The following is a 22,632-nucleotide window of genomic DNA, read 5'->3' on the forward strand; positions in this document are numbered from 1 at the left end:
AGGGACTGCGAAAATGCTTACGAACTTGACGAACTTCCGCGCTTCCACGGCCGGAAATACTGGCGTTATGTTTGCGCTTGTCCTCGTGCCCTTGTTGCTGGGCGTGGGCGCCGCCGTTGACTACGTACGCCTGAGCGACCGGCAAACCGAGTTGAGCGCGGCACTGGATGGCGCGGCACTCGCTGCGGCAACGGCCAAGGACGCCACCGAAGCCGACCGCATCAGCATTGCGCGCGACTATTTCGCCAAGAACGTCACCGGCTCCGGCCGTGCCCCTGAGTTGTCCGTCGAGATGAGCGGCAATTCCATCATGGCGACGGCAAAGGAAGACGTGCCGACGATCCTGATGCAGTTGGGTGGCATTCCCACCATGACCGCCAAGGCCACATCGGAAGTGATGCTGCCCAGCGCCGGCAAGGCCGAGGTGGCGCTCGTCCTCGATTATTCCGGCTCCATGTCGGAGTCCGGCAAGTACGTCCGCATGGCCGCTGCTGCCAAGGACATGGTCACCCGCCTCGCCACCGCCACGGAGCATGGCAACCTCAAGGTTGGGCTCGTGCCGTTTTCCGCCATGGTGCGCACCAGCATGCCATCGGCGATGGTGACGCAGGCCGCAGCGGGAGAAACATGGAACGGCTGCACCCAGGACCGCGCCTATCCCAACAACACGGGCGTGGCCAGTCCATCCGGTGGTGCAGACAGCAAATGGGGTTATTTCGACAACACGTCCGAGAACAAGGGGGCCTACGATTGCAATGCCTATGCCGCCAAATCGCTGGATATTCTTCCGCTCACGGATGATTTCGTCAAGGTCGGCAAGAAGCTCGATGCCATGAGGCCGCTTGGCAACACCAACATCGCGCTGGGCGCCGAATTCGGCTGGAACCTTCTGGATGACGCCGCTCCCTATGCCCAGGCCGTGCCCTATAACGACAAGGAGACGCGAAAGTACCTGGTGCTGCTGACCGATGGCGTGCAGACGTCCAAGGAGTGGGGACCAGGCAAGAGCCGCAACATCGAACACGGCCAGAAGAACCTGGTGACGCTCTGCACGGGCATGCGCGCCAAGGGCATCACCGTCTTCACCATCGCCTATGACGTGACCGACAAGCAGGTGACGACGCTGCTCAAGAGCTGTGCCCCCGGCAAATATTTCGAGCCGGACGTGGGCGGCAATTCGATCAACCTGGTCTTCTCGGAAATCACCGCCCAGATCAGCAATGAACTGGTGCGACTCGTCCGCTGACCGTCCTCAGCTGCTTTCCGGCACCATGTCGATTGCCCCGCAGGGGCATTCGGCGGCGCACAGGCCGCAGCCCTTGCAATAGTCGTAGTCGATGCGGAAGCGGTTGCCCGCCCCCAGCTTGATGATGGCGTTGTCCGGGCAGACGCCATAGCAATTGTCGCATTCGAAGCAGTTGCCGCAGGAGAGACAGCGCCGCGCCTCGTAGAGCGCGTTCGTCTCGTCAAGCCCGCCCTGCACCTCCGCAAAACTGCGCACGCGCCGTGCCGCCTCCAGCATTGGCCGCACCGTGGGCGAGGCATCCTCGTAGTACCAGGTGTTGAGGCGCTCGGGTGACGCGAGTCCATGCTTTTCAGCCGGCACATAGGGTGCTGCGCGCAGATACCCGTCGATATGGCGCGCGGCTTTCTTGCCGTGCCCCACGGCCACGGTCACGGTGCGTTCGGAGGGCGCCATGTCGCCACCCGCGAACACGCCGGCACAACCCGTCATCATGTCGGGACCGACCTTGACCACGCCGTTCTCGATCACCACACCCGGCGCTTTCTCCAGCAATGACAGGTCCACGTCCTGCCCCAGCGCGAGCACCAGGCTGTCGGCATCAAGCGTTTCGTATTCGCCCGTCGGCTGCGGAAAACCCTTGTCGTCCAGTGCCATCTTTTCGATCTGCAGGGTGCCGCCGTCGATGGTCTTGATGGTGGAGAGCCACTTCATCGAGACGCCCTCTTCCAAAGCCTCTTCCACCTCGAAGTCATGGGCCGGCATCTTCTCGCGGGTGCGGCGATAGACGATGATTGCTTCCTCGGCCCCAAGACGGCGCGCCGTTCGGGCCACATCGATGGCCGTGTTGCCGCCGCCATAGACGACGACCTTGCGGCCGAGAAGCGGCGGTGCCTCGCCTTCCATGGACCGTAGCAATTGCACCGCATCCAGCACCTTGGCGGCGCCCGCAGCGGGAATATAGGCACGCTTGGCAATATGCGCGCCGACGGCGAGGAATGCCGCATCATATCCGCCCGCGATCATCTCCTGCTCGATGTCGGCCACCTTGCTGTCGAGATGAAGCGTCACGCCCATGTTGGTAATGCGCTTTACTTCCGCGTCGATGATGTGGCGCGGCAGGCGGTACTTCGGGATCCCGAAGCGCATCATGCCACCGGCGAGCGGCCCCGCCTCGCGCAACGTGACGCCATGGCCCATGCGCCGCAGGTGATAGGCCGCCGACAGCCCGGCAGGCCCTGCCCCCACCACCAGCACCGTCTTGCCGCTTTCAGCCGCAGGCGGATCGAACTGCCAGTCCTTCTCGATCGCAAGATCACCCAGGAAACGTTCCACCGAATTGATGCCGACCGCCTCGTCGATGCTGGCGCGGTTGCAGGCGCCTTCGCAGGGGTGGTAGCAGACACGGCCCATGATGGCGGGCAGCGGATTGTTCAGCGTGAGGGCGCGCCAGGCCTTTTCATAGTCACCCGCCTCTGCGTGGAAGAGCCAGGCCTGAATGTCCTCGCCTGCCGGGCAGGCGGCATTGCAGGGCGGCAGGCGGTCCACGTATTCGGGCCGCACGGTGCGCCAGGAGCCCGTCAGGTTCCGCTTGCTGGTGCCCACATCGAGCGCGATCGCATAGGGATGTTTCATGACGCCGCTCCCGTCGTTGCCTGCGCCACGGCCTCGGTCAATCCGAACTCCGCGATATGACGGTCGGCAATGGCCTGGATGCGCGCCACCCGCGGGTCCGTGACACCCCCCTTGAACAGATGGGCAAAACGGCGCTGGAGCCTGAGATACTCCGTCACCGGCTTGGGCTGCCTGATCTTGCGCACATGGGTGATGTGTCCGCCTTCCGCCTCGAAGATGGGGAACAGGCCTGTTTCAATGGCAAGCCGGGCAAGGCGGATCGTGTCATGCGAGGCCGCACCCCAACCGAGGGGGCACGGCACATTGATCTGGATGTAGCGCGCACCGCGAATGCCCATCGCCTTTGTCACCTTGGCTTCGAGATCATGCAGGTCGGCGACACTTGCGGTGGCCACATAGGGAATGTCGTGGGCAACCGCGATCTTGGGAACAAACTTGCCCGTGCCGAAGACATTGCCGGGCTCATCGCCCAGTGTGGGCGTCGTCGCCGTGCGCGCCGCCGGCGGCGTGGCGGACGAGCGCTGCACGCCCGTGTTCATGTAGCCTTCGTTGTCATAGCAGATGTAGAGAACGTCATCGTTGCGCTCGAACATGCCGGAGAGGCAGCCGAAACCGATGTCGGTGGTGCCGCCGTCTCCGCCCTGGGCAACGACGCGCGTGCCCGCGCGCCCCGTGACGCGCATCGCCGCAGCGACGCCCGTTGCCACAGCCGCCGCATTGCCGAAGAGCGAATGCATCCACGGCATCTGCCACGACGTTTCCGGATAGGGCGTGGTGAAGACCTCCAGACAACCCGTCGCGTTGACGGCGATGAGATTGCCGCCACTCGCCCGCATGGCGGCATCAATCGCGTAGCGCGCTCCTAGCGCCTCGCCGCAGCCCTGGCAGGCGCGGTGGCCGCAGGTGAGCGAGTTGGAGCGCGACAGGCTGGCCTGAACATTGCGTTCCGTTTCGTCAATGAGGCGGTTGCCGACAGTGAGCGTACCCTTCTGGTAGAATTTGAGCTTCTGGATCTCGTTCATCACGATGTCTCCTTCTCCGCCGCTGCCTGGCGTTCGGCGTCGGCGCGCTGGGCCCGCTCGGCCCGCTCGCGCTCGAGAATCTTCAACACATTCTCCGCCGATGGGCCCGACCGCCGCGCCTTGCCCTTGCGATGGATTTCCCGCGCGATGACACGCTCGTTGAGGTCCATGAAATGCGGACCTTCCCACGGCTGGATCAGCGCCTGGCGGAAGACGCGGTGCAGCGATGCCTTGGTGACGGGACGGCCACCCAGCCCTGCGATCACCGCGTGCATGTGGGGCGATTGCGGCATGTCGCGCAGCGCGATGGCGATGTTGCTCGCCAATGGTCCGCCCATTCCCGGATCGAGGCTCTTGTCGATCACGATCACGTCGCGCGCCTGCGTCAGCACCTCGCGCAACGCCTTGGCCGGGAACGGCCGGAAGGTGACGAGACTGACAAGGCCGATGAGAATGCCTTCGCCCCGCATCTCATCGATGACATCCTTGATGGTGCCGTTGATCGAACCCATCGCAACGACCACCGTCTCGGCATCGTCCATGGCGTAGCTCCGCAGCAATCCCCCGGCTTCGCGCCCGAAGCGCTGCCTGAAATCGCGCGCCATCTGCTCGATCAGGCGAAACGCCGTCTGCTGCTTGTAGAATTGCAAGTAGCGCACCTCCGTGAAGGCATCGGGCCCCACCATCGCGCCGATGGAGATCGGATCTTCCGGGTCCAGCACCTGCACCGGTTCATAAGGAGGCAGGTAGGCATCCACATCCGCTTGCGCGGGAATGTCGATCCGTTCCATGGCATGCGTGAGGATGAAGCCATCCACGCAGACCATCGTGGGCACGGACAATTCTTCCGCCAGCTTGAAGGCGATGACGTGAAGGTCGGCTGCTTCCTGGTTGTGCTCGGCAAAAAGCTGTATCCACCCCGACTCGCGGAGCGCCATGGCATCGGAGTGATCGTTCCAGATGTTGATGGGCGCGCCGATGGCACGGTTGCCCAGCGTCATCACGATGGGAAGGCCGAGCCCCGCCGCGTTGTAGACCGCCTCCGCCATGAACAGGAGACCCTGGCTGGCCGTGGCCGTATAGGCGCGGGCTCCCGCCGCAGAGGCGCCGATCGCCACCGACAGGGCCGCGAACTCGCTTTCCACATTGATGAACTCGCAGTTCTGCACATCACCCGTGCGGACCAGTTCACCCAGTCCTTCCACGATATGCGTCTGCGGCGTGATCGGATAGGCACAGACCACCTGAGGGCGGCAGAGGCCGATCACCTTCGCCATGGCCTTGGAGCCTTCGATTTGCTCAAGCATGGAGAGCCTCCCGTGCAGCGGCCGCCGGACGGCCCAAGGCTGCGGCAACAATGTCATGGGCGGCGCGGGCGGCAATCACGTTGGCCTCGCCCACCTTGCCGGGAAACGTGCGGCGGATCGCTTCCAGCACGGACGCGAGCGAGACAAGTCCTGACATCGCGGTGAACGCACCAAGGAGCGAGGTATTGGGCGCGGGCCTGCCCACGTGGCTGAGCGCCAGTTCCGTGGCAGCGACGGTTTGCGCATGGCCTTGCGACAGCCGTGCGGCAATGGCGTCCTGATGAAGGTCCGCGAAGCTCTTGCCGGTGTTGACCAGCAAATATCCGCTCGGCGAGAGGCCCTCCAGCACATCCATGGCACGGAAAAGGGTGGCATCCTGCACGATCAGCGCATCAGGATTCTGGATCGGTTCGCGCAGGCGGATTTCGCGATCGGAAATGCGGCAGAAGGCAACAACCGGTGCGCCCATGCGCTCGGAGCCGAAACTGGGAAAGGCCTGGGCGTGTTTGCCTTCGATGAAGGCCGCAACCGAGAGCATCTCCGCCGCCGTCACGACTCCCTGCCCGCCCCGTCCGTGAATCCGAACCTGAAACATCAGCGTCTCCCATCGGCCGTCAACCGGGGGAGTTGTAACATCCGTCGGGTGGCGCGACTTGACTCACATCAAGCCGCCAGCGCGGAGCACGTGCTTTGCAGGAGGCCCGCTAGACTTTCTCGCGGAATTTCTCGACGTAGACGTTGATGACAAGGGCCGCCAGCAGGATGAGGCCGCGGATCAGGATTTTCTGGAACGAATCCATCTGGATATGATCCAGTCCGTTGTTCACCACGCCAAGCACAAGGAGACCGATGATGGTATTCCCGATCCCGCCCCTTCCGCCGAACAGGCTGGTGCCGCCCACCACAACGGCGGCAATGGCATCCAGCAAGTATGTATCGAACTGGTTCTGCTGGGCCGAGCCGAAGTAGGCCACGCCCAGCATGCCGGCGATGCCAGAGCACAACGCGCTGATGACCATGACGGAGCCGATGACCAGCTTCACGTTGACGCCCGAATATTCCGCCGCCTCGCGGTTGCCGCCCACCATGTAAACGTAGCGCCCGAAACGCGTGTAGGTCAGCACCAGATGCCCGACGATGAAGAAGATGAGGCAAACGATGATGGTCCAGCCCACGGGAATGAACAGCGCCTTCCCAGCCGCATCGACGCCCAGCGGAATCTGGAATGCCGTCTTGGCACCAAGCAGAGTCACGAGGTCCGGATACTGGTAGGCAATCTGGCCCCGCACCAGCAGCGCCGAAACGCCATTGGCAATCTGCATGATGGCGAGCGTCATGATGAAGGACGGGATGCCGATCGATGTCATGCCGAAGGCCGTGATCAGCCCGAAGGCCAGCGCCGACATCAGCGTCAGGATGATCGCCAGTGCACCATTCAGCGGAATGTTGGCGATGTTCACGTAGTCCGGCTGTATGGTGAAATAGGCGACCGTGATGCCGACGGCATTGGCGACGGCGGCCACCGACAGATCAATCTCCGCCGTGAGAATGACGAAGGTGAGGCCAACCGCGATGATGCCCGTGATGGACATCTGCCGGATGATGTTCACCGCGTTGTCGAGCGTGGCGAAAGTCGTGGTGGTGGAAGAGAAGAACACCACCAGCGCCACGAGGGTGAGCAGCGGCGCCAGCGTACGCAGCTTGTCGGCGATGGCCCGCTTGGGATTGAAGCTCTTGGCGGCGGCGGTATCTGTGCTCACGTTCATCTGGCCTTTCTCAAGCTGCCGTCAACAGGTCGGATTTGGTGACAGTGCCCGACGTCATTTCACTCACCACGGTCCCGCGCTTCACCACATAGATCTTGTCGGCCAGCGTCAGGATGGTTTCGGGTTCCGTGGAGAGGACGAGGATCGACACACCCTTGTCGCGCAACGCCTTGATGATGCGGATCACGTCTTCCTTGGCGCCCACGTCCATGCCGCGCGTCGGCTCGGACAGGATCAGGATTTTCGGAAGGCTGGTCAGCCACTTCGCCAGGGCCACCTTTTGCTGGTTTCCGCCCGAAAGTGAACCGAGGTCGATGTCCGTCAACGGCGGCCTGATCTGCAGGTCCTTGATCTGGTGTTGGGCCACAACGCGCTCCTGCTGCGGCTTGAGCAGGATGCGGTGAATGCGCCCCAGCATTGAGATGCTGACATTCTTGAACACGGGTTCATTGCGGAACAGCATCATGCCGCGGTTTTCGGGAACGAAGGCAAGGCCTGCCCTGCGTGCCGCGGCGGTGGATCGGAAATGCGCTGGCTTGCCTTCCAGCGTGATGTTGCCCCGCGTGAAGGCGTGCCGCCCGAACAGCGCACGCGCGAATTCGATCAGGCCGCTTCCCATGAAGCCATACATGCCCGTGATTTCGCCGGGGCGGAGTTCGATCGATACACCGTTCAGCGACCGGCCATCGCCCACCTCGCGCGCCACGAGAATGGGTTGCGCGTCCGGCGCACCCCGAAGAACTGCCGTTTCGCCCATGTGCATGTCGGCCGAGCCGCGCCCGATCATGTGGCCGATGATCTTGTCCTTGTCGAGATTGGCGCGCGGCTCCGTGGCAACGCGGCGGCTGTTGCGGAACACGGTGATGCGGTCGGAGATGTCGAGCACGTCATCGAGGAAATGCGAAATGAAGACCAGGCCGCGGCCTTCGGCGCGCAACTTGCGCAAGGCCGAGAAGAGGCGCGCCACTTCCGGGGGTGAGAGTGCGGACGTGGGTTCGTCCAGGATGATGGTGCGGGCGCCGGAGAACAGCACGCGCGACAACTCGATGAGTTGCTGGACTCCGACCGGCAATGTGCTCACCCGCGTGGACGGATCGATATCCACACCAAGGCTGCCGATCAGGGCCCGCGCCTGTTGCTTCATGCCGGACCAATCGATGATGCCGCCCGCCTTCACGGGCTGCACGCCAAGAAAAACGTTCTCGGCCACCGACAGGTCGGGAACCACCGACAATTCCTGGTGCACCATGCCGATGCCGGCGGCGATGGCATCGCGCGCGGAGCGGAATTGCACCACGCGGCCCTCGACGCGCATCTCGCCCTCGTAGCCCGTGTGCAGGCCGGCGATGATCTTCATGAGGGTTGATTTACCGGCGCCGTTCTCGCCGACGAGACCATGGATCTCGCCGGGGAAGACAGAGAAGTCCACGTTCTGCAGCGCCGTCACGCCGCCGAACGTCTTGGAGACGCCTTTCAACTCGATCAACGGCACAGACGTGCCGTTGATCGCGTCGTGTGTGGGAGGAACCACGACAGAGGCCCTGATCAGATCAGGAAGTTCTTCTGCAGCCAGAGATGACCTGCAGCCGTATCCTTGGTGATGACGGGACCGTCGGCGAGGATGAAGTTCGGAATGTCCTTGCCCGCCTTCTCTCCACCAGCGACCGCAGCGACGCCTGCCGCAACAGCCCAGCCATGGATGCGGCAGGACGGGTTGCGCACCGTCGCCACCATGGTGCCGTCGAGAACGGCGTTCACCGCCGGCGGCATCGCGTCGACGCCCGCGATCAGGATGTCGGTGCGGTTCTTGGCCTTCATCACGTTATGGGCAGCGAGCGCCATGTCGTCGTTGTGGAAGAATGCACCCTTGATGTCGGGATGCTGCGTGAGCAACGAATCCCAGATGCGCGTCACTTTCGTCACGTCCCAGTCGGCGGGTTGCTCGTCGAGCAGCTTGATCTTGCCGTTGCCGTCGATCACCTGATGGAAGCCCTTGGCGCGTCCCTGTGCGCCGGAATGGCCCAGTGCGCCTTGCGTCATCACCACATTGCCCTCGCCGCCGATGGCGTTGATGAGCGCCGCGGTCACGACCGATCCCATCATCTGGTTGTCGGGCGCGATGAAGGTGTGGAGCGCAAGCTGGCCTTCGGGCGCCATCATCGTGTCCATGGCGATGACGGGCGTGCCCGCATCGATGACGCGCTGGATCGGCTCATTGAGTGTGCCGATGCCGAACGTCTGCAGCGCCACGAAATCCCACTTCTGCGTCGCCAGGTTTTCAACCGTGGCGCGCTGCTTGGTGGCCGACAGTTCTCCGTCGAACCATGTGATTTCCACGTTCATCAGCTTGGCCCACGCTTCCGCCGCCTGCTTGCCCTGCGCGCACCATGTGGCCTGGAGACCGGCGTTGCCCATGGCAGCCTTCAAGGGCTTGCCAGACGGCTTGAGTTCCTGCGCGATCGCGGGATCGAAGCCCGCTTCCGCCAACATGATGGCGCCAAGCGCCGCCGCTCCGCCCATTGCCTTGAAAATGTCCCGGCGCGACGCATCCTCAAAGAGTTTGCGGTCGTCCAGAATCGTTTCTTCCTTCTTGCGTGCCATTTGGGTCTCCCAATCTGATGTTCGTTTACGTGAAAAGCGAATTCAGTACGTCGACCGGCAGGTATGCCTGCTCTTCAAATTGTCGTCCTCTGCGGGACGAGGTGGAAATATTTGTCATACAATAGGTGAAGGCTGTCAAGCACACTGCGCGCGTCGCATGGTGACTGATGTGATTCCTTCATGCGTTCGGCGGTGCGCCTTGAGAGTGTTGCGTTGCATTCACGTGATCCCGCGCTGCAGCAACGACCTCTTCGATGCCGTTGAATGATGTAGCGTTGAGAACGAGGCTGCGCGCGAAGCCAAGTGCAAGCAACTCGCAACCCGCCCGCACACGCTCATCCGCTATGCTCTCCATGTCTTCCACATGGGCAAGGCCGAGGATGCGGCGGATCATCTTGCATCCGGCGAAGCCAAGCGAATCGCGGAAGAGCTTGTCCATGAAATCCGCCCGGTATCGCGCCAGCGCGGCCAACGCCGCATCATCCTTGAACAGGCCTTGCCCGAATGTTTCTCCATCCGCATGATGTTCCCACGTGTGCAGGAACTCCGCCTTGAATGCGGACCACACGATTTTCGTCTGTTCGAGCAGCCAGTCACAATAGGGATCGGGCCGGCCTTGTCCCTGCCCCGCATGGGCGAAGAAGGACAGGAGATAGTTGGCGATGATGGCGCCCACATCGAAGGCCATGGGGCCGACGAAGGCAAATTCCGGGTCGATGACGCGGGTTTCCGTTTCCGTCACCATCACTGAACCGGTGTGCAGGTCTCCGTGGATCACGGCCTGCGCCTCCGTGATGAACTGCCACTTCTTTTCCTGCACGGCGATCTTGAGTGCGGCGTCGGCCTCAAAGGCGGACTTGATCCCATCGAGATAGGGCCTGGTCCAGCGGTTGAGTTCCGCCACGCGGTAGGGATCGGTGAAGACGAGGTCTTCTGTGATCCGGCACAGCGCCGTGTTGGAGGCAAACAGCTCGATCCGCGCCTTGTGCGCCTCGGCGGAGGACGCCAGCATGGAGGTGTGGAACAGCGTCCGCGCCATGAAGATCGCGATGTCCTGCGCCGCGCGTGGATAGATGCGGCGCCGGATCAGCCCCTTGCGCAAGGTGATGTGCGGCGTGAGGTATTCCATGACGATGAGCGCCATGTCGTTGTCGTAGTGAAAGACCTGCGGCGTGAGCGCCGGCGCATGTTGCGCCTGAATGGCAAGGGCGCTGCTCTCGAAGAAGGACCGCTTCAGCGGCAAGGGCCAGCTTTCGCCCACAAGCCGGACGTACGGCAATGCCTGCTTGACCACGAGGCCGCCTGCGCCGCCCTCGATGATGAAGACGAGATTGAGGTTGCCGTCACCCACTTCACGGATTGTCCACGCCTGCGCCGTTCCACCCAGCCGTTCCCGCGCAATTGGCAATCCATTGAGATAGTCACGCAACCGGCTTGTATCCAAAGCATGATAGTGAGCGTCGGGCATGATGCAGGTGGTCCCCCAATTTCCGCACTAAAGACCAAAATCTTCCAGCGTGGAAGACACCTCAGCCCGGGTACCAGATCTTGCGCGGTTCCTCGGGCCTGCGCACATGGTCATAGGCACGGTCAATGAGTTGCGGCAGGTCGACGGCGGGCCGCCAGCCCAGATCAAACTTCGCGGCGGCATTGTCCATCCAGTTGGAATGATAGGAACTGGGAATGGCAATGCTCTTCAACCCCCGCGTTGCCAGCAGGTAGGCGGCCACTTCGCCGTAGTCGACAGCTTCATTCATGCAGATGTTGTAGGTGCGCCCCGCCGTATCCTCACGGCCCAGCGCCTTGCCGATGGCATCCACCAGATCATCCACATGCACGAAGTTGCGCCTCAGCGGCCGGCCCTTCGCATCCAGCAGCAGCGGAACCGTGCCGTCAAGCGCTGCGGCCGCGGCCACATCGGGCGCCACCAGTTCTTTCCAGCGCGGACCGCCGAACACATCATCACCGAAGGACAGGGTGTATTTGAAGTCGTCTTTCTCCATGATCCACGGCGCCCGCAGACAGCAGGCATTGATGCCGTATTGTATGACGAACTGGCGAAGCATCACCTCCTCCAGCACCTTGGAGAGCGCATAGCAGCCGGGATAGGCCATGTGTGGTGTCTGCTCGGTGACAGGTGTGCCGTGATCGTAGAAGAAATGACCCACCGCCGCATCGCCGCCGATCAGGATGAACTGGCGCGCCGTCTTGCTCTGGCGGAATTCCTCCAGCATCCAGAACAGGCCCTTCACCGTCACGTCCATCACATCGTCAGGCGTTTCCTTGCAGGTCGCCATGTGGATGACGTGCGTGACGCCTTGCATCGCACGCGCAACACAATTGCGGTCTGCAATGGTGCCGTGGATTGCTTCGATGCCTGCAATGCTCCTGGTGTGGCACAGGGCCCGCATGGCCGAGCGCGGCATGCCGAGCGCCGACTCAAGATGCGCAATGAACCGCGTTCCCACCTTGCCGGTTGCGCCTGTGATGAGAAGTTTCATGTTCATCTCCTGATCGCGGCACCGGACGGCGCGGCTTGCTAGGGTTGGCTGGAGGAATTCCGCACGACGAGCGGACATTCGGACTTGAGTTGCGCCGGAGGCACGCCGGGCTGGTCGATCTGTTCGAGCAGCAGTTCCGCCGCCAGCGCGCCCATCTCGAAATGCGGCAGCAGCACGGTTGTCAGCGGCGGATGGGTGAACTGCGCGATCTCGCGGTCGTCGTAGCCGACAACGCTGACATCGCCGGGAATGGCCTTGCCCAGTTCCCGCAATGCCTCAAGGCAACCGAGCGCCATGAGATCATTGCAGCAGAAAATCGCCGTGGGCGGATGGGGCAACTGCATCATCTCTTTGGTTTGCGCATAACCGGCGGACGGCTCCCAGTTGCCGGGCCGCACGAGATCTTCATCGAAGGCGATATCCGCCGCTGCGAGGGCCTGGCGATAGCCCTTGAGCCGGTCCTTGGAGGCATCCATCCAGTCTTCGCCCTGGATGATGGCGATGCGGCGGTGGCCCAGTTCGATGAGGTGACGCGTGGCCGTACGCCCGCCAACCACCTCGCCCGGCGTGACCGATGCCACGCTGCGGTCCATGACATAACAGTTGAGCAGTACCGTGGGCTGGCCCAGCACCGCCTGCGATGGCGTGACCGCACGGGTCTGGATCGTGCCGTAGACGAGTCCCCTGAGATTGATCCTGGCCAGCGTGCGAATGGCCATCTCTTCCGCTTCCGCATCGCCGCTGGTGACGAAGGTCAGGATGTCGAGGCTGCTCGATGCCGCTTTCTCCCGCAACCCGTCGAGCGCAATCGCCATCCACGGATCGGTGGACATTTCATCGACAAGAAATCCAATGACGCCGCTGTCGGGACGCGCGCCGTTTCCATTGCGGCGGCCGGCATGGAGATAGCCCAGCGATTTCGCCGCCTTCTTCACACGCGTGATGGTGTCGTCTGACACCCGGGCCTCGGCAATGCCGTTCAGCACCAGCGACACGGTGGTCTGCGACACCCCCGCCAATGTTGCCACGTCAGTCATGGTCGGGCGGCGTTGTTCAGTCATGGATTATCCCCCAGGTCTTTCGCCTGCCAATGCAACCACACCGTCGGACATCCTCAAACTGCAATGTTTCCCCCTCCACAACTTCCAACAGTAATGTTGACTGATATTAGTAATAGTGATTACGTTAACTCACGGCCCTGCCGTCTGGCAAGCCGGCAAAGACGATGACGACAACATTTTGAATGGGAGACGCCTGATGAAACTGAGATTTGCTGCAGCCGTGGCTGCCGGCCTGATGCTTTCAGTCACACCCGGACTGGCACAGGAGAAGAAGCAACTGGCCTTTATCGTGAATGCCGCCTCGGACTTCTGGAAACTTGCGGAAGCGGGCGTGAAGAAGGCGCAGGCCGAACTGCCCAACTATGAATTGCAGTTCAAATACCCCGCACAAGGCACTGCCGCCCTGCAGAACGCCCTGATGGACGACCTCGTGGCCGCGGGCACCGACGCCATCATGATCTCGTCGGTCGATCCCAAGACCTCGATCGACGCATTCAACCGCATTGCCGCCCAGGTGCCGCTCTTCACCACGGACAGCGATGCACCTGCCAGCAACCGCATTGCCTACCTCGGTTCTTCCAACACCGATGCGGGTGTGCAGGCTGGTGAAGTGGCTGTGAAGGCTCTGCCAAACGGCGGCAAGTGCATGGGCTTCGTCGGCTTCCTCGATGCCGACAACGCCAAGGAACGCATTGCCGGATTCAAGCAGGCCGTGGAAGGCAAGGGCATCGAACTCGTTGATACACGCGGCGATGACGTGGACTTCGCCCGCGCCCGCAGCAACGTGGACGACGTGCTGGCCGCCAACCCCGAGATCAACTGCATGGTCGGTTTCTATTCGTACAATCCCCCGAAGATCTACGAAGCCCTGCAGGCCGCCAACAAGCTCGGCCAGATCACGGTCATCGCCTTTGACGAAGACCCGATCACCCTTGGCGCCGTGCGCGACGGCAGCTTTGCCGGCACCGTGGTGCAGCAGCCCTTCGAATGGGGCTATCAGGGCATGAAGCTGATGGCCAAGTACCTTGAGGGCGACAAGTCGGGCATTCCCGAAAACAAGCTCATCATTGTTCCCACCAAGGTGATCGACAAGGCCAACGTCGATCAGTTCGAAGCCGACCTGAAAGCCGCAATCGGCAAGTGAGGGTTGGAGAATGGCTGGCGGAAACCTCCTGGCGCCAGCCATTCCTTCACGCTTGTGACCAAAGCCACCTTGGGGCAAAGATCATCCATGACGGCGGCACTTCTCGCACTGCGGGGCGTTTCCAAGCACTTCGGCCCCGTGGTCGCCCTTGAAGACGTCTCATTCAGCGTCGGCCGCGGGGAAGTGATCGGGCTCGTTGGCGAGAACGGTGCCGGAAAATCGACCCTGATGAAGATCCTCGGCGGCGTCATCGCGCCATCGGCCGGGCGCATTCTGCTGGATGGTGCGGAAGCCGTCTTTGCCACGACACGCCAATCCATGGACAGGGGCATTGCTTTCGTCCACCAGGAGCTCAACTCCTTCACCAATCTCAGCGTTGCGGCGAACATCCTCATCGGCCGCGAACCGCGCCGCGGGCCTTTCAATGTGTTCGTCGATCAACGCCAAAGCGAAGCACAGGTGGAACCGCTGTTGAAACGGTTGCGCGCCGACTTCCGGCCTTCCACGCCCGTGGCGGAATTGTCGATCGCCCAGCGTCAGCTTGTGGAGATTGCCCGCGCACTCTCCTTTGATGCGCGCCTCGTCATCATGGATGAGCCCACCTCCAGCCTCACTCTCAGCGAGTCCAGCCGGCTTCTGGAAATCGTCCGTGAACTGAGGGAAAGTGGCGTCAGCGTCATCTTCATCACCCACCGGCTCAACGAGGTGGTGGAGATTGCCGATCGTGTCGTCGTTCTGCGCGACGGCAGGCTTGCGGGAACACTGGCGAAGCAGGAGATCACCCCGCAGGCCATGATCGCCCTCATGATCGGCCGCGCCTTGCAAACGCTCTACCTGCCGCCCGCCACGACGCGCGGCGAACACGGCCTCACACTCTATTGCGCGCGCACCCGCAGCTTCCCCGCCGAGGAAGTGAGCCTTGCCGTGCGCAAAGGCGAAATCCTCGGCCTTGCCGGGCTGATCGGTGCGGGGCGGTCGGAACTCGCCCGGGCCGTCTTCGGCATTGAACCGTTGCTTGCCGGCGAAATCCGGATCGATGGCATGCCCCTGCGAGCTGCGACGCCGCAGGACGCCATGGCGGCGGGTGTGGCCCTCATCCCCGAAGACCGCAAGCAATCCGCATTGATGCTGGGCGAATCCATCGCCGAGAATATCGCCCTCAACAACTGGCGGGACTTCTCCCACCGCGGCATGGTCGAAACTTCGCGGTTGCAAGCGCATGCCGAGACGCAGATTGCTGCCTTCGCGGTGCACGCGCCGGGGCCTGAGACACAGCTTGCCGCTCTTTCTGGCGGCAATCAGCAGAAGGTCATTCTCGCGAAGTGGCTGCCACGCAAGCCGGCCGTGCTCATCTGCGATGAACCCACGCGCGGCGTCGATGTGGGTGCCCGCCACGAAATCTACGCCCGCCTGCGAAAGGCTGCCGATGAAGGTGCGGCCGTGCTGCTCATTTCCAGCGACATGGAGGAAGTCCTCGGCGTCAGCGACCGCATCGCCGTCATGCATGAAGGGCGGATCAGCGGCACGCTGGAGCGCACGGATTTCTCGGAACAGAATGTGCTGCAACTGGCCGTCGGACGCGCCCACCTGGAGGATACCCCCCGATGATCCCCTACAAGAAAGATATCGGTTTGCTCATCCTCATCCTGCTGGTCGGCAGCACGGTGGCGCTGATCAACCCGCTGTTCCTCTCGCCCACCAACATGGCCAACACGGCAAACCTCATCGGCCTCTTCGGCATCTTCGCCATCGGCCAGGCCATCGTCATCATCACTGGCGGCATTGATCTTTCCGTCGGCTCCGTCATCGCCCTTCTCGGCGTGCTCATGGTGGACCTGATGGCGGGCGTGGAACTGCCCTGGCCCTTCGTGCTGATGCTCATTCCGGTCTTCGGCGCGGTGATCGGCCTCATCCACGGCCTGCTGGTGGTCAAGCTCCGGATTCAGCCGTTCATCGTGACCCTCTGCGGCCTTCTCATCTACCGGGGCGCGGCCCGCTTCTTCACCGCCGATGCGACCGCCGGCTTTGGTTTCGGCCAGAGCTTTCCCGCCGTGGAATGGCTCACCGTGGGCCGCAGCTTCGGTGTGCCGCATTCCTTCGTCGCCCTCGTCATCATTGGTGCGGTGATGTGGACGGTCCTGCACCGTACCGTCTTTGGCCGCTACCTCTATGCCGTCGGCAAGAACGAGGAGGCGGCCCGCTATTCCGGCATCAACACCGGCGCCGTCGTGGTCGCGGCCTATGTGATCTGCGGCATCCTCACCGCCATCTCGGCCATGTTCTTCGCCATGTACACCCGTTCCATCTCTCCCTCGTCGCACGGAAACTTCTACGAACTCTACGCCATTGCCGCAGCGGTGCTGGGTGGCTTCTCCCTGCGCGGTGGTGAAGGCTCGATCCTCGGCGTGATCCTCGGCGCGGTGCTGCTGCAGATCCTGCAAAACCTGGTGAACCTCCTCGGCATTCCCAGTTCGTTGAATTTCGCGGTGATGGGTGCTGTCATCCTCTTTGGCGTTCTGGTGGACAGCCAGCTGGCACGTTTCCGGCCCATGCTGTCGTCACTCAAGGGAACTGCGTGAGGCGGAGATGGCTGTTGCCGATGACCAGGACGTCCGGAGCATCACCATCGCGGCGGGGCGGCTCTCCGCCACGATCCTGAATGTCGGTGCGGCCCTCATGGATTTCGCGGTGGACATGCCAAGCGGACGCCGTCCGCTGATCTTGTCGCTCAGCGATGCCAACGCCTATCGCACCAATCCCCATTATCTCGGCGCCATTGCCGGCCGCTGCGCCAACCGCATCCGTGGCGGCGCATGCATCATCGACGGCCGTCTTCACCAACTGGACCGCAACGAAAACGGTGAAACGCATCTGCACGGAGGCTCAAAAGGTTTCTCCCGCAAATTCTGGAATATCGTCGCGCACACACCTGAGAGCGTCGACCTCGCGCTCCATTCTCCCGATACCGACCAGGGGTACCCCGGAAATCTCGATTGCACCTGCCGCTACGAACTGCTGCCGGGGAACCGCCTGCGCATCACGCTCTCGGCCACGGCGGACGCAACGACTCTCGTCAACCTCGCGGCCCATGCCTATTTCACTCTCGCGCCACAGTCGTCGGTGCTGGACCATGCGTTGCAGATTGCGGCTGAGCACTACACGCCGGTTGATGCCAATCTCATTCCGGATGGGCGCCAACTCGCCGTACGCGGAACGGGTTTTGATTTCACGTCGCTGTCGCGGATCGGCACGCAAAGAGAAGGCACACCCGCGGGCTTCGATCACAACTTCATCCTCGCGGGTGCCCCCCGGCACGAACCTGCTTTTGCCGCACGATTGCGTTCGCCCTTGCAGGATCTCTCGCTTGAAATCTGGACCACGGAACCGGGCCTGCAATTCTACGACGGCGCGAAACTGCAGGATGATCCCACAAATCCCTCCGGCACCTTGCGGCCCTTCGCCGGCTGCTGTCTGGAGCCGCAACGCTTCCCCGATGCCATCCACCATCCCCATTTCGCCGGAGCGCTGCTCCCGGCAGGTGCAGTCTACCGGCAGGTGACCGAATACCGGCTCTTTGCATGAGACAGCATCCAATCGCACAAAAATCAGCGCTAAAGCACAAAGGCCTGGTGGTGGGCGTACTCGGTGACGAACCGGTGTCAGGTGTGAATTCCCTGAAGTGAATAACATTCCCGCTCACAATACAGGGAATCCGCGCTTGCGCGAACACATGGCCTATCTCGACGCCCTTCTTGTTAAACGGCGGCGCTATCGGGCCACGAACGCGGAGGGCACATGACATAAGTCCGACTGCATGGTTGACTTACGGGCCGCAACTTTCCTATGTCGCCACCCCCGCTCAAGGAGGGCGGTTGTCGTGACGCACCAGGACCCGCCGGAAGAAAACATCGTGCCGCCCTTTGAAATTCCAGTGGGTGAGACAGATAGCTTTCCCGCCAACAGGGTTGCATTCTACGGTGACTTCGAGACGGACGGGGTGTGGAGCGCGGGTGGCATGTGCTGCTCGGCCGATGCACTTCGCATACCTGTGGCTTTACAACAGGCGATCGGTGAATGGGGAACAGTGGTTCGACCAGCGCGGCATCTCTCTCGCCTGGCAAGTGAGAAATTCGTATGTATTGGACGTTGAGCAATTTTTCCGAACGCTATGTCACCCCGTATTGGTAGCTTAAAATGAAAAGCAATAAGACTCTTTCTTGGGCAATAGTGATGATCTTTGCCAACGGTTTGCTACCCATTGTCCATGCTCAAGGCGCACGTGTGATTCTTGGGGACACATGGGTGCAGCAGCACACGCTTCGCCTTGCCTGGTTTTGGTCAGTCGCAATTCTGATTAACTCGCTCAACCTTTTTGCGACGGTGAGCACTACGAACCATAAGAGAGCGATCAACTTTGCAATGCTCGTGCTCAACGTCGTGTCTGGCTGGACGCACTGATCACCGACGCACACCATACCACCCACAGCCTTGCAAACCTGAATGGGCTCTCTGAGCGGAGCGCCAGATCAACTACCAACCTCGCCCTGCTCGCACCTGACATTGTTGAAGCCGCTATCGAAGGCCGACTTCCTCGCGGTATCACCGTCACGCAGATGACCGATCTTCCCCCGTGCTGGACAGAGCAGAGACGCTCGCTCGGGCTGGCCTGATTCTCTTCACCGCACGTCCCAAGCACCCGGCATCCTGTCGGGTCTTGCTGTTTCGGGGTACAGATAGCGCAGCCATCAACGCCCCACGGCAGCTCCAACACCATCCAATGCGAACCAGTCTCAGCACAGTGACGAACAGGTCTCTGTTTGGTCTGTCTCCGAGATCTGGAAAAAGAGTTGGAGGTCCTGAGACCGGCACCAGAACTGCCTTTAGAAGCCCGCACGGAGACCGCTCCAGAGACCAATCCGCTGCTCCCGGACACGAAAAAGCCCTCCAAATGCGGGCCATTCTGCAGAACTGGTGTAAATCGCGTCCGCCACGGGACTGCCTGGTGGAGCGAAGGGGGATCGAACCCCTGACCTCGGCATTGCGAACGCCGCGCTCTCCCAACTGAGCTACCGCCCCTTCCAAGAAGGTGAGGCGCTTTTAGAAGGGGGTTTTTGCGCCGTCAAGGCGGTGGCTTGCGCGCGGACGCGCCAGCCCTTACATCCGGGGAAACGAAACCTGGTGCAACATGAATCCCTTCATCTGGCTTATACTTACCATTCTCGACATCTATTTCTGGATCATCCTCGCCACCGTGGTGTTGAGCTGGCTCGTCGCCTTCGGCATCGTCAACCGGCAGAACCCCTATGTCCGCCAGATCGACTATGCCCTGCACCGGTTGACCGATCCGGTGCTCGGTCCGATCCGCCGCGTCATGCCGGATCTGGGCGGCCTCGACATCTCGCCGATCATTGCGTTGCTGGGCCTGCAGTTCCTGCAATACCTGGTGGCCTATTACCTGCCCCGCCTGCTCGTGTGACAGGGCCGCTCCGCACCTCGGCCAAGGGCTTGCACCTTCACGTCAAGGCCACGCCCAAGGCCTCGCGTGACAGCGTCACGGGGATTGTGCCGCTGGCCGATGGCAGCACGGCGCTGGCCGTGAAGGTCACTTCCGTGCCCGAGAAGGGCAAGGCCAATGCCGCCATCGTGGCGCTGATCGCCAAGACTGCACGCATCCCCAAATCCGCGCTCGAACAGGTCGCAGGCGAGACCGACCGTCACAAGGTCTTCCGCATTGCCAGCCATGGCGAAGCAGTCCAGACTTGGATCGAGGGGCTCGCGCGGGAGGATTAGATGCGCCGGACATGCTTTGCTGCCGCGCTGGGACTGGCCATGGCAACCATATCGCCTGCCTTCGCCGGAAGCAGCAGCGCCTACACGGCCCTCGATCTCAACGACAAGAAAGCCTGCATGATCACCAGCCCCGCCCCGCAACCCGGCGAGGGCGAGGGCAGTGCGACCTATGAATGCCGGGGCTATGGCGACTATGTCGTCACCTTTTTCGAAGGCGACCTTCGCAGCTACATCACCTTCGGCACGGACACCGCCGATCAATGTGCGGTCCGGCAAACCTTCAGCGGCTTCAACAGCATCGGCAACAAGATCGAATGGCGGCTGCGCGACGGAAAGCCCATCGCCACCATCCTGCGCTGGACAGTGTCCTATGATCCGGAGAACGCCGAGAAGACCAAGACCTGGCTGGTGGTGACGAAGCTTGATGGCGATGAGGCCTGCCACATGGGCTACGTCGAGGGGGCAGCACCGAATGCGAATGAAGCCGCACAGAAACTGGCGGACGATTTCGCCACCAGTTTCTCATGCAAGACCAGCAAGCCCATCATCATCGCAAACAGCGGCACGGTGACGGAAAATATCGCCGCCAACGACGGCTGCCAGCGCTAGATCACTTTATGCGGCGGCTTCCTTGGCGCGGCTGATGCGCTTGCGCTCGTGCGGATCGAGAACCGCCTTGCGCAGGCGGATCGACTTCGGCGTCACCTCGACGTATTCATCCTCGCCGATATAGGCCAGCGCCTTTTCCAGCGACATCTTGATGGGCGGTGTGAGGATCTGCGCTTCCTCTGCGCCCTTGGAACGCACGTTGGAAAGTTTCTTTTCCTTCAGCACGTTGAGTTCAAGGTCATTGCCGCGCGTGTGTTCGCCAATGATCATGCCCGCATAGACCTTGGCACCCGGCTCGATGAACATGGGTCCGCGGTCTTGCAGATTGAACATGGCATAGGTCACAGCCTCGCCTTCGCCGTTGGAGATGAGCGCGCCCGTGTGCCGCATCGGGATTTCGCCCATGTGCGGGGCATAGGCATGGAACAGGCGGTTCATGATCGCCGTGCCGCGCGTATCTGACAGGAGTTCCGACTGGTAGCCGATGAGGCCCCGCGTCGGCGCGTGGAACATAAGGCGCTGACGGCCGGTGCCCGAGGGGCGCATGTCGCGCAGTTCGCCCTTGCGCTCCGAAACCTTCTGCACCACCACGCCGGCGTAGTCTTCATCGACGTCGATGATCACTTCTTCCACCGGCTCCAGCTTCTCGCCCGTGGCATCGTCGATCTTGAACACAACGCGCGGGCGGCCCACGGTGAGTTCGAAGCCCTCCCGGCGCATGGTTTCAATGAGAATGCCGAGCTGCAATTCGCCACGGCCCGCCACTTCAAAGGCGTCCGTTTCGGATTCCGAGGGCGTCACGCGGAGCGCGATGTTGCCTTCGGCTTCGCGCATCAGGCGGTCGCGGATGACGCGGCTCTGCACCTTGTCGCCTTCGCGGCCCGCAAGCGGTCCGTCGTTGATGCGGAAGGCCATGGCCAGCGTCGGCGGGTCGATGGGCGTTGCCGCAATGGGTTCCGTCACCGACGGGTCGCAGAAGGTATCGGAGACGGTGGCCTTCACCAGTCCGGCAATGGCCACGATGTCGCCCGCTTCGCCTTCCTCCACCGGCACGCGCTCGATGCCGCGGAAGGCGAGCACCTTCGAGACGCGACCTGTTTCGACAACCGATCCGTCACGCGACAGGATCTTCACCGCCTGGTTCGGCTTCACCGAACCGGAGCGGATGCGCCCCGTGAGAATGCGGCCGAGGAAGGGATTGGCTTCCAGCGTCGTCGCCAGCATGCGGAACGGGCCGTCTTCGACAATCGGCGGCGCGAAGTGGCGCACGATCAGGTCGAACAGGGCGTTCATGTTGTCCTGGGGGCCCTCGGGCTTGTCGGCCATCCAGCCATGCTTGGCGGAACCATAGATGATCGGGAAGTCGAGTTGCTCTTCGCTCGCATCCAGCGCCGCGAAGAGATCGAACACCTCGTTCACCACTTCGATGTGGCGCTCGTCGGGACGGTCGATCTTGTTGATGCACACGATGGGCTTCAGGCCAATCTTCAGGGCCTTCTGCAGCACGAACTTGGTCTGCGGCATGGGGCCTTCGGCAGCGTCCACCAGCAGCACCGCGCCATCCACCATGTTGAGGATGCGCTCCACCTCGCCACCGAAGTCGGCGTGGCCGGGCGTGTCGACAATGTTGATCCGCGTGTCCTTCCAGTTGAGGGACGTGACCTTGGCAAGGATGGTGATGCCGCGCTCCCTTTCCAGATCATTGGAATCCATCACGCGTTCGGCAACCTTCTGGTTGTCGCGGAAGGTGCCGGATTGGGTAAGCAGCCGGTCGATCAGCGTGGTCTTGCCGTGGTCGACGTGGGCAATAATGGCGATGTTGCGCAGTTTCATGGGGTGCGCCTGACTTTCTCTACAAGCTCAAGGGGAATTGGCCCGGGCGTTAGCACAGGCCGCAAGCCTTTGGCAATTTTTCTCGGCTAGCCTCCCCGGCCCCGGAACCCTGCAGGAAAC

At 62.1% G+C, this 22,632-nt stretch carries 21 protein-coding genes and 1 tRNA gene; 10 read left to right on the forward strand and 12 right to left on the reverse strand.

All coding sequences use genetic code 11. The features are described from left to right. Window positions 1–67 precede the first annotated feature (67 nt). Complete coding sequence (locus IPM06_03800; protein ID MBK8769539.1) at window positions 68–1,246, forward strand: VWA domain-containing protein; 1,179 nt, start codon at window positions 68–70, stop codon at window positions 1,244–1,246. Between the two features lie 6 nt (window positions 1,247–1,252). On the opposite strand, the gene IPM06_03805 is transcribed toward IPM06_03800, so the two are convergent. From IPM06_03805 to IPM06_03850, 10 genes are all read right to left on the reverse strand, one after another. After that, a complete protein-coding gene (locus tag IPM06_03805; GenBank protein ID MBK8769540.1) occupies window positions 1,253–2,878 on the reverse strand; it encodes an NAD(P)-binding protein in 1,626 nt (541 codons plus the stop codon). After that, window positions 2,875–3,900 carry a pyruvate ferredoxin oxidoreductase gene (locus IPM06_03810; protein MBK8769541.1) on the reverse strand — a complete coding sequence of 342 codons (1,026 nt, stop codon included), beginning with the start codon at window positions 3,898–3,900 and terminating at the stop codon, window positions 2,875–2,877. Before IPM06_03810 ends, IPM06_03805 begins: the two co-directional genes overlap by 4 nt. Then, the gene (gene porA / locus IPM06_03815) at window positions 3,900–5,207 is read right to left on the reverse strand and encodes a pyruvate ferredoxin oxidoreductase (GenBank protein MBK8769542.1); all 1,308 of its coding nucleotides are present in this window, start codon (window positions 5,205–5,207) and stop codon (window positions 3,900–3,902) included. Before porA ends, IPM06_03810 begins: the two co-directional genes overlap by 1 nt. Then, complete coding sequence (locus tag IPM06_03820; GenBank protein ID MBK8769543.1) at window positions 5,200–5,802, reverse strand: 2-oxoacid:acceptor oxidoreductase family protein; 603 nt, start codon at window positions 5,800–5,802, stop codon at window positions 5,200–5,202. The genes porA and IPM06_03820 overlap by 8 nt, the downstream gene beginning before the upstream one ends. A gap of 109 nt (window positions 5,803–5,911) precedes the next feature. Continuing rightward, a complete protein-coding gene (locus IPM06_03825; protein ID MBK8769544.1) occupies window positions 5,912–6,973 on the reverse strand; it encodes an ABC transporter permease in 1,062 nt (353 codons plus the stop codon). A gap of 10 nt (window positions 6,974–6,983) precedes the next feature. Then, window positions 6,984–8,480, reverse strand: a complete 1,497-nt coding sequence (locus IPM06_03830; protein MBK8769545.1) for a sugar ABC transporter ATP-binding protein — start codon at window positions 8,478–8,480, stop codon at window positions 6,984–6,986. A gap of 38 nt (window positions 8,481–8,518) precedes the next feature. Continuing rightward, window positions 8,519–9,574, reverse strand: a complete 1,056-nt coding sequence (locus tag IPM06_03835; protein MBK8769546.1) for a sugar ABC transporter substrate-binding protein — start codon at window positions 9,572–9,574, stop codon at window positions 8,519–8,521. A gap of 178 nt (window positions 9,575–9,752) precedes the next feature. Continuing rightward, window positions 9,753–11,042: an S-methyl-5-thioribose kinase gene (gene mtnK / locus IPM06_03840; protein ID MBK8769547.1), complete on the reverse strand. Its 1,290-nt coding sequence runs from the start codon at window positions 11,040–11,042 to the stop codon at window positions 9,753–9,755. A 61-nt stretch (window positions 11,043–11,103) separates the two neighbouring features. Continuing rightward, entirely contained in the window at window positions 11,104–12,075 is a 972-nt protein-coding gene (locus IPM06_03845; GenBank protein ID MBK8769548.1) for an NAD(P)-dependent oxidoreductase, read from the reverse strand. 38 nt (window positions 12,076–12,113) lie between these two features. Continuing rightward, a complete protein-coding gene (locus IPM06_03850) occupies window positions 12,114–13,136 on the reverse strand; it encodes a LacI family DNA-binding transcriptional regulator (GenBank protein ID MBK8769549.1) in 1,023 nt (340 codons plus the stop codon). A gap of 196 nt (window positions 13,137–13,332) precedes the next feature. On the opposite strand from IPM06_03850, the gene IPM06_03855 reads away from it, so the two are divergent. The 6 genes from IPM06_03855 to IPM06_03880 all read left to right on the forward strand — a co-directional run bounded on the left by IPM06_03855 (window position 13,333) and on the right by IPM06_03880 (window position 18,738). Continuing rightward, window positions 13,333–14,280 (forward strand): sugar-binding protein, encoded by a 948-nt coding sequence (locus IPM06_03855; protein MBK8769550.1) that lies wholly within the window; start codon window positions 13,333–13,335, stop codon window positions 14,278–14,280. Window positions 14,281–14,367: 87 nt separating this feature from the next. Then, window positions 14,368–15,888: a sugar ABC transporter ATP-binding protein gene (locus IPM06_03860; GenBank protein MBK8769551.1), complete on the forward strand. Its 1,521-nt coding sequence runs from the start codon at window positions 14,368–14,370 to the stop codon at window positions 15,886–15,888. Then, complete coding sequence (locus tag IPM06_03865) at window positions 15,885–16,859, forward strand: ABC transporter permease (protein ID MBK8769552.1); 975 nt, start codon at window positions 15,885–15,887, stop codon at window positions 16,857–16,859. Before IPM06_03860 ends, IPM06_03865 begins: the two co-directional genes overlap by 4 nt. Before the next feature lie 7 nt (window positions 16,860–16,866). After that, window positions 16,867–17,862: a galactose mutarotase gene (locus IPM06_03870; GenBank protein ID MBK8769553.1), complete on the forward strand. Its 996-nt coding sequence runs from the start codon at window positions 16,867–16,869 to the stop codon at window positions 17,860–17,862. A gap of 295 nt (window positions 17,863–18,157) precedes the next feature. After that, window positions 18,158–18,430, forward strand: coding sequence for a hypothetical protein (locus tag IPM06_03875; protein ID MBK8769554.1), 273 nt, complete (start codon window positions 18,158–18,160; stop codon window positions 18,428–18,430). Window positions 18,431–18,510: 80 nt separating this feature from the next. Continuing rightward, window positions 18,511–18,738, forward strand: a complete 228-nt coding sequence (locus IPM06_03880) for a hypothetical protein (protein ID MBK8769555.1) — start codon at window positions 18,511–18,513, stop codon at window positions 18,736–18,738. 542 nt (window positions 18,739–19,280) lie between these two features. Here the strand turns inward: IPM06_03880 and IPM06_03885 are convergent. Continuing rightward, window positions 19,281–19,356: transfer RNA gene (locus tag IPM06_03885), tRNA-Ala, on the reverse strand. Window positions 19,357–19,465: 109 nt separating this feature from the next. On the opposite strand from IPM06_03885, the gene IPM06_03890 reads away from it, so the two are divergent. The 3 genes from IPM06_03890 to IPM06_03900 are packed head-to-tail and all read left to right on the forward strand — an operon-like array spanning window position 19,466 to window position 20,679. Further along, window positions 19,466–19,756, forward strand: coding sequence for a YggT family protein (locus IPM06_03890; protein ID MBK8769556.1), 291 nt, complete (start codon window positions 19,466–19,468; stop codon window positions 19,754–19,756). After that, complete coding sequence (locus tag IPM06_03895; GenBank protein MBK8769557.1) at window positions 19,753–20,070, forward strand: DUF167 domain-containing protein; 318 nt, start codon at window positions 19,753–19,755, stop codon at window positions 20,068–20,070. The genes IPM06_03890 and IPM06_03895 overlap by 4 nt, the downstream gene beginning before the upstream one ends. Next, the gene (locus tag IPM06_03900) at window positions 20,071–20,679 is read left to right on the forward strand and encodes a hypothetical protein (GenBank protein ID MBK8769558.1); all 609 of its coding nucleotides are present in this window, start codon (window positions 20,071–20,073) and stop codon (window positions 20,677–20,679) included. 6 nt (window positions 20,680–20,685) lie between these two features. On the opposite strand, the gene typA is transcribed toward IPM06_03900, so the two are convergent. Beyond that, on the reverse strand, window positions 20,686–22,512 hold the full coding sequence (gene typA, locus IPM06_03905) for a translational GTPase TypA (GenBank protein ID MBK8769559.1): 1,827 nt from the start codon (window positions 22,510–22,512) through the stop codon (window positions 20,686–20,688). Window positions 22,513–22,632: the final 120 nt, after the last annotated feature.

It is taken from the genome of Hyphomicrobiales bacterium, from assembly GCA_016710435.1.
In the GTDB taxonomy this organism is placed as follows: domain Bacteria; phylum Pseudomonadota; class Alphaproteobacteria; order Rhizobiales; family Aestuariivirgaceae; genus Aestuariivirga.